The organism is Mucilaginibacter sp. SJ (genome assembly GCF_028993635.1).
In the GTDB taxonomy this organism is placed as follows: Bacteria; Bacteroidota; Bacteroidia; order Sphingobacteriales; family Sphingobacteriaceae; genus Mucilaginibacter.
Genome location: NZ_CP118631.1, coordinates 6,625,597 through 6,640,648, shown reverse-complemented (window position 1 = coordinate 6,640,648; position 15,052 = coordinate 6,625,597). Strand labels below are relative to the sequence as shown.

Genomic DNA, 15,052 nt, shown 5'->3' with positions numbered 1-15,052 from the left:
GTTTATTAAAAAAATTCGCCAAAATGCCAAAGGATCCCGGAGGGATCGTGTAAAAAACATTCCCTCCCCCATTGCTCCACGCGGACTGGGGTTAATCTTACGCCGGCATATTTGGAAGGTAAATCCAAAGCTAACAGCTCGTTCCAGTAACGGGCCACATCATCAACTTCCAAAAACAGCATGGTATTATCTATCCAATCTTTAACATATGCTTTTTGCAGATAAAATGCCAGTTGACCTAACTTGAACACCGACATATTAGGATCCAACACAACCTCCTCAAAACCCAGGTCACGATAAAAACTGCGAGAGGTTTCAAAATCTTTTGCACCGATGAACGGCCTGAGCGATATAGCTTTGTGTTGCATATTTGTGGCTTTAGATTTCAACCTGCAATCTACGTAAACATAACGCAGATTGCAGGTTAACTAGATACCAAGATACTTCATGGCCATTGATTTTCAAATAACTAATTAATTCGCTTTTAATGTCAATTTTTTTGTTGAGATAGAAAAGTAACCAATGAGGCAAATTCATCATATGATAATGCATTGGCAAGCCCTACAGGCATCATAGATGTTTTCAACTCTTTCCGGGTAAGCACATCGCTTGATTTAATAGTAAATATATCCCCGGTAATGTTTCTCATCACTATTTTTTGGGCCGACTCATCTGTAATAAATCCCATATAGTTTTTATTGCCTTTAGCTGTAATCATAACAGTGGCAAATCCCTGCGAAATGGAAGCGCTGGGTTTTAAGATGGATTCGGCAATTTGCTGGCGGTTCATGATAGATCCGATCTGGCCCATAAACGGCCCTTTTAATTTTTCGCCGCGTGTAAGGCTATGGCAGGCTACACAACCTTGCTGTGTAAATAGTGCCTTCCCTTTTTTTGGATCTCCCTTAACTTTGGCTAACATTAACATCACATCTTCAATAGACGAATTGCCGATCTGCCCTTTTTTGTTCAGGATCTTTGACAAGTCTACTTTAACCTCTTTTGCTGGAACACTTTTTTCTTCACCGCCAAACGCCATGATCCCCATTTGATGACGCTCATTCAAATCAGCATAAAATTTTTTGCCTGCAGGGCCTGCTTTGCTCCGTTCAAGCGTCAGGAATTTTTCGATACGAGCTGAGCCTTCCCAGGTTATACCTTTGTAAATAGGGCCATGTGAATCGGGCCGGGTTCCCCACCACCAGGATGCATCATAAGGAGCTTCCTGCTTATAAAGGCGTGCCAGGGTTACCAATATTTGTTTCTTTGTTTTTACATCTTTGATTTTGGGGTAAGCAGCAATCAAACCATTTACCGCTTTAGTATCGTACATATACCGCAATGCCCATAATGCTAATGTCGAATTGGTAGTTCCAATTGCACTAACGCATGCATCAACCGCATTCATGCTTACAAGTGCCCTCACAGCCAGGTGGGGCAGTATTATGGCCGAATTTGGCGTGGCATGTGGTCCTTCGGTATTTTTAGCAGGCGCTGCAAAACTTGCAGGAACTTGTGTTTTAAGTAATTCAGAAGTTGCTTCTAAACGGCCAAGACGACCCAAACCTATAATTGCCGCAGCCTTCACGCGTGGAGACGGATCTTTCAGCCCGTTCAAAAAGGGAGCTATTGGCACTTGTGCTATTCCTTCTTTCCTGTCTGTTAAGGCTCGTAATGCAAATTCCCTCAGAGCATTATCCTCCGTAAGTTGTACAAGGTTAGCTATTCCGCTCTCCCGGGCAATTTGTCCGTAAGTAAAAAGAGCAGCCACCCGTGCATATAAAGCAACACTTGCATCTGATGCTATGGCAAAAGCTGCCTTGCTGCTTTCGTCAGCCGGTCTTGTAATAAGTTCCTGTGAAGCATTTAATCTCGCCACTGCGCTTTCTGATTTTAACATATTGGCCAAATCAGCTACGGCCAGCGCTTTAACATCAGGAAATGCTTTATAGTTCCATCCATTAGGTATGGCCCTGATAACATAGCCCTTTGATGCACTGCCCGAATATCCCGCGCCATCCCAGGCTGAAAGATAAAGCCGCCCCGAACCATCAACATCCAGATCAGTGATCTGGGGTAGTTCAATAAACGGTTCCTCAGTTTGTTTAAAACTGGCACCATCTGGTTTTACCCTATTAATATAAAGTTCGCTCCGTCCCCAGTCGGCCGTCATAGGTACATGGTTATATTTTTCGGGCCAGGTAGGTTCATCCATAAACAGCGAACCTGTGCCTGAACCGCCGCCCAAATCAACCAGGGCGGGCAGAATCTCATCTGTAAAATGCTGAAATAATAAGGGGTAACCATATTCGCCCGATTGAATATGATGCGAAAAACGGATGTTCCAGCCACCGCCATCATTGGTATTGTCTCGGGTAAATACATTCATGTACGGATCTATGGCAACATCATAAATATTGCGGGTACCGTGAGTATAAACCTCCATTTCTTTGCCATTAGGCCTTACCCTTATAATGCCGCCGCCAAGCATGGTCAGTTTTTTACCATCGCGGTCGGTAGCATCATGAAAGCCGAAATCGCCAACAGCTATGTAGATCCATCCATCAATCCCCATACGGATGCCATTAGTTGCATGGTCTGTTCCGCGTTCAACCAGCATGTGAGCATTACTCAGGTGTTCGACGAGTGGTTTTGGCGGCCCGTCGGCTATGCCATCATGATCTTTATCTTCAAAAACTTCAAGGATCATACCGGTTGCCTTAAGTGTTTCTTTTGAAAAAACTGTATGGAGCACAAAAACCTGGTCGCCCATGATGAGTATACCGCGCGGATCATCAACATCAGCAAAATCTGTATGCTTATCTAACTTGCCATCATTATCGCTATCGATAAGTTTAATTATCCGCCCTTTCCCGGGATCTTTACCCAGCGAACCAATCATATCAACGCCAACAAACACCTCGCCTGTGGCAGCCACAGCTAAACAAGCCGGACTTGGTGTAAGCTCAGGTCCGGCAAACCTGGTGATTGTAAAGCCGGCTGGCCAATGGAGCGAATCGCTCTTAGAATGACTTTGTCCTCGTATTGAAGCCAAAGTATTTGGTTTAGTGGGTCCCGCTTCGTTACTGCGGGTATTTGCAAAATATTTGAACGTCAAAAAGAAAGATAAACAGAGGAATAGGGTTAAGGAAAACTTTAACATTGTTATTTTTAATTATACAGGTAAAAGGCAGTCAAATTAGTCTTTTTATTTTATTTATTGTTTAGGAATCCGTTTCTCAGCGGTTAACTGCTTAATTACGTCGGCTAATTTCTGAGGATCATACGCGTATTTTTCAAGATTAACAATTTCAACTTTCCTAAACTCAACTGGATGGCTTTCGCTTTGCAGGGAAATTGTACCGCTTTTTAACAACGCACCTTCCTCTGCGCTGCCAACGGGATCTAATTGCGGACGCTGGTAACGTAACACTTCTTCTCCATTTACATAATGTACCACCAGCGAATCGCCCAAAACAAGAGCCTCCACCCTAACCCATTGATCGCCATGAAAGGTTTCCGATTTTGAATCCAGGCAATGACTTTTAACAACCGAGTTATTTAAAACGTACTGTGTACCGGGGGTGCACACGTTCGCGGTCGGCCGTTTATCTTTACCGTTGCCGCCCAATAACTGAACCTCAATGGATATTGGAAAATCCTGGTCTACCTTCATAGTTTTAGGATCCTGCCCGTGTATCATAATTCCGCTGTTGCGGAACGCCCATGCGGGGCCACCTTTTACCTGGTTACCTGTGAAACGATACTCCACACCTATCAGGTAATAAGAAAAAGGCTTTTTGTAAAACAAATGCCCAAACTGGTCATCAAATTTTTCATATTGATCATAATTTACCTGGATCTTATGATCAACAACCCTGAAGGTGTTACCAAAATTTTCATTTAACTGATGTTTCCTGATTTTAACAGTCCAATCCGTTAAATCCTTTCCGTTAAAAAGCTGTTCCCACTTAACTTTAAATTTTGAGTCCGGGCGTTTAAACGCCAGTAATATGGCGAGGCTTATTAAAAATAAAACATTCAGTGTCGAAAAAGTGAATCCGCGCTTTATCATGACCAATTTTTTGATTATCTAACTATTAGCTTATTGCCCGAAAAATAAAAAGCAGATCGCTATATAGGTTTAACCGGCTGCTGATCAAAAATGCAGTAATTGAATTAGAAAAAAAGGGGGTAAAGCCCTAAATTTAAGGGGGTAAAATAAATTGCCGGTAAAAATCAAGATACAGAAAACTATCTGGTAGTATAGAAGCAATTAACTTGTAGACATATACTCAAAATAGCACCCTCAACACTACCCCTGCCCTTGCTTTGTAACATTATCACTTGGATTAAAAAACGAGACACTTTTGTAAATCATTTTGATATTTTTACTTACCAATTATTAACTAATAATTTATAATGCATAGTAGGATAAATAACATCTTAAATCCGAAAATATACTTTAGTTGCCTGTTCCTTTTCGTTTACCTAAATGTTTTTGGTTTCACAGCCGGACAGCCCGTGCGGTATCTTGGTATCGAAAACGGACTGTCCAATAATGCAGTTACATCTCTCTACCAGGATCAATATGGTTTTATGTGGATGGGCACTTATGATGGCTTAAACCGGTATGACAGTGATGAATTTAAGGTCTACAGAAACGAGTGGAACAACAACAAATCCCTCCCCTACAATCATATAAGTGCCTTAAACGGTGTTGGTAACAAAATACTGATAGGCACACAACGCGGGCTTGTTTTTTATAATTACCCCGACTCTTATTTTTATCCGGAATATTTCCGGGAGCACAACAGCGGGCGCCGATTAAAAATAACTTCAAATATAAATGTTATTGTAACCGATAAGGACAGTAGTATATATATAGGAACGGATGAGCTGGGATTATTGAGATATGACAAAACCAGGAAACTTTACCTGCAAACGAGACTCACCAACCAATATAATTATAGCGTAAAAGCATTATGCCCAACCCGGGCAGGCGTTTGGGTATTTGTAAAAAACCGGGGGCTGGGTTTATATGATCCAAAATCCGGGCGTATAAATATCATGAATACTCAACTTAACAGTGCCAGCTGCCTGCTTACAGATAAAGTGGGCAACCTTTGGATTGGCACTGAAAACGGCTTATTTATATTTAACAGTAAAACACAAGCTATCAACAGGTTTTATCCCGTTATTGATAAACTTACAAGCGATAACATATCCAATTTAAGTTTCGACGAAAAGGGTAATATCTGGATAGCTACCGATGGTGGCGGTATCAATATTTTAAATCCAGATAATGGCAAATTAACTTTTATTACCAACGGCAATAAAGCGGGCTCATTGCGTAGCGGAGCTGTTACCGCGGTTTTTCATGACAGGGAATCAAGAAAGTGGATAGCAACCCTGCGCGGCGGGGTTAGCGTGGTGGACAATTTTAAAAAGCCATTTGCACTTTTTAACAATGATCCCTTCAACAAAAACAGTGTGATCAATAATTTTATTCTTTCCTTTTGCGAAGATGAAAAGCATAACCTATGGATAGGCACTGATGGCGGCGGGCTTTCTTACTGGGACATTAAAAATAATTCATACACCGGCTATACCCATGCATCAACCGGCGGGGGCTTAAGTACCGATTTTATTGTAAGCATACTTAAAACCTTCGATAATAAAATATGGGTGGCTTCTTTCAACGGCGGTATTGACGAGTTTAGCAAAGCTACCGGCAAATTCAAGCATTACAACTGTTATAATACATTAACTCAAACAACCGATAGAAACCTATGGAAACTTTTTGAAGATTCCAGGCACCATTTATGGGCAGGTACTACGAGGGGCGGCCCATTATATCTTTATAACCGAAAGAATGACCGCTTTGAACTATTTGATGAAAACCTGGTTAACATACACGCTATATTTGAAGACAGTAATGGAAACTTATGGGCCGGTAATTACACCCAGCTCATTAAAATAGATACAATTAAGAAGGCTCATCGTTTTTTTAATGTGGGCTATGGCATAAGAACCATCACAGCAGATAATTCAAACCATTTATGGGTTGGAACAGAAGGGGGCGGATTGCTAAAATTCAACCTCCCTGATATGAGCTACGTAAGGTATACCAAGGCCAATGGTTTACCGGGTAATTCAATCCTTAACATCCTTATCGACAATAAAGAAAACCTATGGTGTAGTACTTACAATGGTTTAAGCAGGTTTTCCCCGGTAAAAAACAAGTTTACAAATTATATTGTTTCTGACGGTTTGCAAAGCCTCCAATTTAATTACAACGCAGCTATCCGGTTTCAATCGGGCAGTATGGCTTTTGGAGGGATTAATGGATATAACATTTTTAATCCGGACAGCATATTGGTAACAGACCATAGGCCTGATCTTCGCATAACCGGCCTGAAAATTGACAATTTAGAAACCGATGGTTCCAGTGAATTGCTAAAAAACCAATCTGTAGCCGATCTCAAAACAATCCGCCTTAATTATGAACAGGCTGCGCTTACCGTTCATTACACGGCGCTTGAATATTCGTTTCCGGATAAAATTGAATATGCTTATTATCTTGAGGGTTGGGACCACGGGTGGAACTATGTGGGTAAAACCAAATCTGCCTATTACAGCCATTTAAATGAAGGCTGCTACAGGCTCAGGATCAAAGCTACAGATACGCGGGGAAACTGGATGCCGAAACAGATCAGTGTTAAAGTTATTGTGTTTCCGCCATGGTACAGAACGTTGTGGGCCTACGGAGTATACCTGATTATTATCTTTGGGATAATATACCTTTATTTCCTATACCGGGTAAAGCAGGCAAAACTTAAATTTGAAATTAACCTGGCCAACTTAAAGATTGAAAAGGAAAAAGAGCTGAATGAAAAGAAGCTCGCTTTTTTTACTAATGTTTCGCACGAGTTCAGAACGCCGCTTACGCTGATCATTAATCCTATCAAAGATCTGCTGGACAAAAATAAAAGCCATTCGGACGAGCTAAATACGGTATATAGAAATGCCCGCCGCTTATTAGGATTAGTAGATCACTTACTGCTGTTTCGCAAAACTGAAAGTGAAAACGCGCAGTTAAATATAAGTGAGATAAATTTTGTGCGGGTATGCGAAGAGGTATTTTCATGCTTTGCACATCAGGCTAAAATCAAAAACCTGAATTTTAACATTGAAACAACCAGCAGGAATATCACGGTATTTGCCGATGTCGAAAAAATAGAGATCTCATTGTTTAACCTTATTTCGAACGCGGTTAAGTTTACACCAGATCATGGCACCATCAAGATTTTTGTAGAAGAAGATGACACACATGTTTACTTTAAAATAACAGATAATGGCATTGGTATCAATACCGACACCGGCGAAAAACTGTTTGATAAATTTTATCAGGTAAAGGATAATAATTACTTCAAAAAGGGCTTTGGTATCGGTTTGTACCTGGTTAAAGTGTTTATTGATTGTCATAAGGGCACGATAAATTATTTAAATAATAAAAATGGAGGAACAACCTTTACCTTAAAGCTATCGAAAGGAATAAAACACTTCTCGGCCGAGGAGATAAATATTGTAACAGCTCCTGACTATAATTTTGTAAATGACCTTATAGATCATGACAGTAAAGACCTGGTTGAAGAAAATAGTGAATTGCAAAAGCTTGAACTGTTTAGCCAGGAAAAGCATACCCTCGTCGTTATTGACGATAATGAACAGATAAGGACATATATCAAAAAAATATTTTTTGCCGACTATTTAGTTCTTGAAGCAAAAGATGGAGCAACCGGTCTTGAGCTGATTAAAAAATACATACCTGATCTAATCATCAGCGATATTGTAATGGACGGAATAAACGGTTTGGATTTATGTAAAATGATTATGGAAGATGCGGCCATAAAGCATATCCCGGTTATTTTGCTCACCGGCGATACCACACCCGATATTATGGTTAAAAGCCTTGAACAAGGCGCAATAGACTTTCTGCGAAAACCATTTGATAAAGACTTGCTCACAGCAAGGGTTAAAAGTGTATTGAGGAATAAAACCAAACTTCAGCAATATTTTTATAAGGAGGTTACGAAGGAAAACATAGCCATTAATATTTCGCGGGAAAATAAAGACCTGCTTAACAACTGTATTGCTGTTATTGAGCAAAATTTCAACAGCGATAATTTTGATGTTTATGCCCTGGCCGATGCAGTCGGCATTAGCTACCCAACATTATTTAAAAGGATCAAAAGCACTACCGGTCAGTCTATCAATAACTTTATCAGGTTTGTTCGCCTGCGTAAAGCCGCCGAGCTCCTGATCCAAACCAATTGTAATATCAATGAGGCGGCAATACAGGTGGGCATCAGCGATATCAAATATTTCAGGGAACAATTTAACAAACAATTCGGCGTCAATCCATCGGAATTTATCAGGAAACATCGGGCAAATTTCCAGGTCTCCTATCGCTTAATCGAGTTTGAAAAACCTCCGGTAAATTAAATATCAATTGTACAAAGTTGGGAAGAAGAAACATCAGCTGTCCTTAAAAACAGAAAAATACCCTTGAACACAATTTTCTCCCCCCTTTAATTTATAGTTTTGTCCCTCCTTTATACTTTAAACTATGCCTTACTTTGTTTCGGACGAAATCAATAAGATCATTTAAGATTTATAATTATTTTATTATTATGATTACTAAGATAATTACTGCCATACTGCTTATAGCTATTCCGATTGTGGGTAAATGTCAGCAGGATACGGTGGGGGGCTATAAATTGGTTTGGGCGGATGAGTTTAACAAGTACGGCTCTCCCGATCCAGATAATTGGGCGTTTGAATCCGGTTTTGTACGGAATAATGAAGATCAATGGTATCAGGAACAAAATGCAATTTGCCGCCACGGCAAATTGATAATCGAAGCGCGGAGGGTACACCTGACAAATCCTGGGTACGTGCCTAACAGTACCAACTGGAAACAGAAAAGACAATTTATAAATTATACGTCGTCAAGCATTAACACAAGGGGCAAGCACAGCTTCCAATACGGCCGCTTTATTATGCGCGGTCGTATAAGTATCGACGCCGGCCTATGGCCCGCTTTTTGGACATTAGGTGTAGAAAAGCCCTGGCCGTCTAACGGCGAAATTGATATTATGGAATATTACCAGAATAAGCTTTTGGCTAATATTGCCTGCGGTACGGAGGTCCCTCATAAAGCCAAATGGTACAGTAACACCAAGGCCCTCAATACTTTCAAAGCCAACTGGAGTAAGAAATTTCATACCTGGCGCATGGATTGGGATGCCTCAGCTATAAGTTTATATGTAGATGACAGCCTGCTCAATCGTGTCGAGCTAAAAGATCTTGTTAACCAGGACGGCACTCAATTTAACCCTTTTTTGCAGCCTCATTATATATTGCTTAACCTTGCAATAGGTGGTGATAATGGCGGCGACCCATCTGCCACAAAATTCCCTAAACGGTTTGAAGTTGATTACGTTCGGGTGTATCAAAAAAATTAAAGCGCCGAATCAGTACACTTTGTTTGCTGCCTTTTAAAATTGTCATACATACATTATTCCTCACCAAAAACAGGAACATAAGACCGTTTTATTTTAAAAACGTTGCATATAATGGATTTTATCCCCTTTTTTTTACAGCTTTACCCCCTTTTTTTCCAAAAAAATAGCGCTTAATTGTCACTACCAATTAACATAGACTGTTTGTTATCCCCTGCAAAAATTATAACGGCCTTTTCGTACAGATTTTTTATTTGTTAAAAATTGCCTGCTGATGTTGTGTAATAATATAGCTTCTTAAGTTTTAAGAAACGCCGGCTTAAAACGGGAAGCTACCCCGCTGTTCTTTGAGATTGCTGCTTGAATTTCGACCTAAATTTAAACTGTTGGTTTAACAATTATTCTATTAACTCATTTCATAACCTAAATAAAAAAATAATGGCAAGACAGAAAAACTAAAAAGGAAAACGGACCATGATCCAGACGCATTAACTAATGCCAAGTTTTAAATTCTAATCACTCCCAATTATGCAATATTTTTTACCTGATAAAATATCTTTGAGAAGAAAACCCGGATCAGTAGTTCTATCACTGATCCTGCTGATAGCTATGCAAACAAGCAGCTATGCAGCTACTGCCTTTAACTCTTTCAGCGGAATAAAACTTAACCGATATACCGCCGCTGTACCTATTAAAGGTAAAGTAATTGACAAAACTACCGGTGAAACTATTATCGGCGCATCTGTAAAAATCAAAGGAACCAGTACAGGCGCCGTTACCGATGTAAATGGTAGTTTCACACTTAATGCTGATCCTAATGCTGTACTGATAGTTAGTTATATAGGCTACGAACAGGCAGAGTTTCCACTTAACGGGCAAACTTCTGTAACCATCAGGCTGCAGGTAAACGCCAAGAACCTGAACGAGGTTATCGTGGTAGGTTACGGTACCCAAAAGAAAACATCTTCAACCGCGGCCGTGTCAACCATTCAAACTACCGAAATTGCAAAAAAACCGGTGGTTAACTTAACCAACAGCCTTGTTGGTCGTGCTTCTGGCTTAATCATAACCCAGGGTAGCGGCGAACCGGGCTACGACGGTTCAAACATACTGATCAGGGGTATCGGATCTACCGGCGGCAGTTCTCCCCTGCTTATCGTTGATGGTGTACCGCGTGATTTCAGCCGTCTTGATCCTAATACCATCGAAAACGTATCGGTATTAAAAGACGCTGCTGCTGTTGCTCCATATGGTGTGGCGGGCGCAAATGGCGTAATACTGGTTACTACCAAAAAGGGGAAATCAGGCAAACCAACCTTAACTTACAACGGCTACTATGGTATCCAGAACCCAACTAAGGTGCCAACATTTGTAGGCTCATATGAATATGCGCTTCTGCGTAATGAGGCCAATGCCAATGATGGTCAGCCACCGGCATACACAGCAGATGATATTCAGAAATTTAAAGATCATTCAGACCCGGACGGTCACCCGGATGGGCATCCTTTGCAGCAAATTATCCAGAAAAACCGTCCAATCACTTATCATAATGTGACGCTTGCCGGTGGAACAGATGACATCAAGTATTTCGCAGCCCTGGGGTATACCCACCAGGACGGTATGTGGAGTACCACTTATCTTAACAAGTACAACGGTTCGTTAAATTTAACGGCAAATGCCACTAAATCTACAACAGTATCACTCTCTGTTAATAGTTATGTGGAAGATCAGCATTTTCCGTCACAAAGTGCAGCAACCATTATAGGGCAAGCGCAACGCCAGGCACCAACCACACCTATTTACTATAGCAACGGATTATGGTCCGGCTATATCGGGCAGTCACTTATCGGCGAAATTTATCACAGCGGCTATCAGTTCAACGAAAACACAGCCGTTCTTTCGCAATTTACGATTGATCAGAAGCTTCCGATCAAAGGTTTAAGTTTGAAAGGTGTGATCAGCTATGATAACGGACCAGATCCATTATTCACCGGAAATCAAACTTCGTTCCAGCGTATTTATACAACCCCTATACCTTTCTATAATGTTGATGTAACTACTACGCCTTACACCTATAAACAAGGGATCCAGGGAAACTCCAAGGCTACATTTTCAGAAAACTATAGTCAAAATCATACATTAACTATTCAAGGGCTACTATCTTATGCGGGTTCATTCGGCAAAAGTGACATCACCGCCTTGGGCGTTTTTGAAAGCCGCCGTGTAAAATATCAAACATTTGGGGCCACTAAATATAACTACAACCTTGATATTGATGAACTGGACTTTGGCGGTCCGGCAGCGGCGGATGCAACCAACTTTGGCCGTTCAAGTGGTCAAAAACAAATTGGTTATGTGTACAGGGTAGGCTATTCATACGATAAAAAGTATTTGTTTGAAGCAACAGGTAGGTACGACGGAAGCTATCTTTTTGCTCCCGGTCATCGTTATGGTTTCTTCCCCGCTTTTTCTGCCGGCTGGCGTTTGTCTGAAGAAAAATTCATCAAAGATAATATTACCTGGATTGACAATTTAAAACTCAGGGCTTCCTGGGGAAAATCAGGGGCTTATCCTCGTGATGGTGGCGCTATACAGACATATCAGTATTTGAGCCCTTATAATCCCTACGCAAACTCGGCTGTTATTAACGGCAGTGCAACACAGGGCATCAACGAGGCATTACAAGGAAATCCCAACATCGGCTGGGAAAAAGCGACAAAAACAGACATCGGATTTGAAGCAACCTTATGGAAAGGCTTATTGAGCATTGAAGCCGATTACTTTTATGAAAAAAGGGCTAATATGCTGGTAAGGATCCAAAATACGCTGCCAGGAGAATATGGGTTAGGCGTTGGCCTGGTAAACGGAGGGATCATGAGCAACCATGGTATTGACCTCACGTTGCAAAGTTCTCATAGCTTTTCTAAAGACCTGAGGTTGGATGTTACCGGTACCTTCACCTTTGCGAGAAATAAATTATTACAAACTTACGAAACAAATGCCACAGCTAATAATCCAAACAGGAGAACAACCGGCCGTCCATTAAATACCATATTCGGATACCAGGCGTTGGGTTATTTTAAAACAACAGATTTTAATGCAGACGGAACGCTGAAAGCAGGGTTGCCAGTTCCTTCTTTCGGGCCGGTTAAGCCAGGTGATATCGAGTACGCCGATTTAAGCGGGCCTAACGGCACGCCAGATGGTAAGATAGATGCTAATGACCAAACCGTAATAGGGCACCCTAATACACCTGAAATTATCTATGGCTTAGAGCCCAGACTGACCTTCAAAAACTTTGATCTCGACGTTTTGTTCCAGGGTTCGGGAAACAGCAACATTGTTATCAGTAACTATTTCGCATTCCCTTTCAATGCATCCGGTTCGGCTTCCCAACTGGTATATGATAATCATTGGACGCCTTCTACCCCCAACGCTTTATATCCAAGGGTTACCGGCACGCCAACATCAAATAACACGCAAACGTCATCGTGGTTCGTCAGAAATGACTCTTATATCCGGTTAAAAAGTTTTGAACTTGGTTACACACTTTCAAACAAGTTGTTGAAAAACAAAATCCAATCAATAAGGATCTATGTTGCCGGACAAAATGTGATTAACTATTTACCACATGTAAAAGAGATCATTGATCCAGAAAACAGCGGAAACAACACCAACTACTATCAGCAACGGGTGTTTTCATTAGGTTTAAATGCCACATTTTAACTAAAAATAAGAAAGCGATGAAACAGATTTTTATAAAATACCGAGAACTTTTTTTACTTGCTTTGCTTGTTGTAAGTATTAGTGGATGTAAAAAAGATGATTCTTTGAATGTCATTAACAAAGGATTTCTTACTGACGTAGCAACATTCAGTTCTCAAAACAACGCGGACCTCTTTATAAATGACATATATAATCAAATCCCAGATGTCAATAACGACTATCAGCTAACAGAACAATATGCCGACAACAGTTTTTGCGGCGCGGCCTGGGAAAACGGACAGGCGACTGTAAGGGCGGGTTCAATTGGCCCAAGTAATGTGCCTACCGGCCCCGGAAGTATGTGGAGTTGGGAAGGTAACTATACCAAAATACGAAAATGCAATGTTTTTCTTCAGCAGGCTGCTTTAAATAAAGCGAAGTATACCGACGATTGGTACAAGCAACGCGTTGCGGAAGTTACCTTTTTGAGAGCTTACTTCTACTCACTGTTGTTCACAGCTTATGGCGGGGTGCCTATTATTACTGTCCCGCTTGATAACCGGAACGGAACTGATATTTTTACTGCCCGAGGCACTATTGATGAGACTGTTGCCTTTATTGAGGCTGATTGTGACGCTGCGGCCGCTGTTTTACCCACAAAAGCAGCCCAAACCGGCCGTGCTACAAAAGGCGCCGCATTAACACTTAAGGGCTGGGTAGAGCTTTTTGCAGCCAGTCCGCTGGCAAACACGGCCAATGACGCGGGAAAATGGAGTAAAGCAGCAGCTACCAACAAATCGGTGATGGATATGGGTACTTATAGCCTGTTCAATACTTCGGCTACTTCTTATGCCGATCAGTTCCTCTCGGCCAATAACTGGAATGTTGAAACCATTTTTGCCCGCGGTTATGCTACCGGGCCGGCTAAAGGCAGTCACCGGGAAGGTTATTTAGGCCCGGTTTATGTAAACGGCGTTCAGCAATCATGGGGAAACCTGGCTCCAACACAAGGCCTGATTGATGATTACTCGATGGATAATGGTTTGCCTATCACTGATGCTGCTTCAGGCTATAATCCTCAAGCCCCTTACACACATCGAGAGCAACGTTTTTATCAATCTATATTATACGATGGTGCAGCATGGCAAGGAGATATCATAAAAACGCGCATAGGCGGCAGTAACCAGATAGACCTTGGCTCTTCAAGCGATATTACCAATACCGGTTATTACGCCCGTAAAACACTGGATGAAAGCATCACCGGGCAAACCAGTATCAACCTGGCGCCAAGCTTTGCCAACTACATCATCTTCCGTTATGCGGAGGTGCTGTTAAGCTATGCCGAAGCGCAAAATGAAGCGGTTGGACCAGATGCATCGGTTTATGACGCAGTTAATAAAGTAAGGGCGAGATCTGCATTGCCTGCTGTAAAAGCCGGCTTAACCAAGGATCAAATGCGTGTATATATCCGTCGCGAACGCCGAATTGAACTGGCATTTGAAGATAAGCGATGGTTTGATATCCGCAGATGGCTGATAACGACGGGCACAAACGGCGTGCTCACCACGCCGGAATATGGCATGAAGATTGAAGCCGGCGGCTCAGGGTTTACATATACCCCGGTTAAAATTTTCACCAATACCTTCTTCGAGCGGCAAAACTGGATGCCAATTCCGCAGGTGGAGCTCGATAAAAACAAAAAACTGGTACAAAACCCAGGGTATTAAAAAAATAACACCTTGATTTTACATAACCCCGGGCAAATGTCCGGGGTTATGTATTTAAAACAACCCTCACCGATAATTTTTTTAGCTTTAAGC

At 41.5% G+C, this 15,052-nt stretch carries 7 protein-coding genes; 4 read left to right on the top strand and 3 right to left on the bottom strand.

Annotated features, from left to right (window positions below; translation table 11 throughout):
- Positions 1–5 precede the first annotated feature (5 nt).
- The 3 genes from MusilaSJ_RS27225 to MusilaSJ_RS27215 all read right to left on the bottom strand — a co-directional run bounded on the left by MusilaSJ_RS27225 (position 6) and on the right by MusilaSJ_RS27215 (position 4,075).
- Positions 6–368 carry a VOC family protein gene (locus tag MusilaSJ_RS27225; protein WP_274987889.1) on the bottom strand — a complete coding sequence of 121 codons (363 nt, stop codon included), beginning with the start codon at positions 366–368 and terminating at the stop codon, positions 6–8.
- 122 nt (positions 369–490) lie between these two features.
- Positions 491–3,055: a DUF7133 domain-containing protein gene (locus tag MusilaSJ_RS27220; protein ID WP_274987888.1), complete on the bottom strand. Its 2,565-nt coding sequence runs from the start codon at positions 3,053–3,055 to the stop codon at positions 491–493.
- Between the two features lie 162 nt (positions 3,056–3,217).
- Entirely contained in the window at positions 3,218–4,075 is an 858-nt protein-coding gene (locus MusilaSJ_RS27215) for a 3-keto-disaccharide hydrolase (protein ID WP_274987887.1), read from the bottom strand.
- A gap of 347 nt (positions 4,076–4,422) precedes the next feature.
- Between MusilaSJ_RS27215 and MusilaSJ_RS27210 the strand changes: the two genes are divergently transcribed.
- The 4 genes from MusilaSJ_RS27210 (at position 4,423) to MusilaSJ_RS27195 (ending at position 14,959) form a co-directional block, all read left to right on the top strand.
- Complete coding sequence (locus MusilaSJ_RS27210; protein ID WP_274987886.1) at positions 4,423–8,508, top strand: hybrid sensor histidine kinase/response regulator transcription factor; 4,086 nt, start codon at positions 4,423–4,425, stop codon at positions 8,506–8,508.
- Between the two features lie 188 nt (positions 8,509–8,696).
- Positions 8,697–9,530: a glycoside hydrolase family 16 protein gene (locus tag MusilaSJ_RS27205; protein ID WP_274987885.1), complete on the top strand. Its 834-nt coding sequence runs from the start codon at positions 8,697–8,699 to the stop codon at positions 9,528–9,530.
- Positions 9,531–10,085: 555 nt separating this feature from the next.
- Complete coding sequence (locus tag MusilaSJ_RS27200; RefSeq protein ID WP_274987884.1) at positions 10,086–13,253, top strand: SusC/RagA family TonB-linked outer membrane protein; 3,168 nt, start codon at positions 10,086–10,088, stop codon at positions 13,251–13,253.
- 17 nt (positions 13,254–13,270) lie between these two features.
- On the top strand, positions 13,271–14,959 hold the full coding sequence (locus MusilaSJ_RS27195) for a RagB/SusD family nutrient uptake outer membrane protein (protein ID WP_274987883.1): 1,689 nt from the start codon (positions 13,271–13,273) through the stop codon (positions 14,957–14,959).
- Positions 14,960–15,052 lie beyond the last annotated feature (93 nt).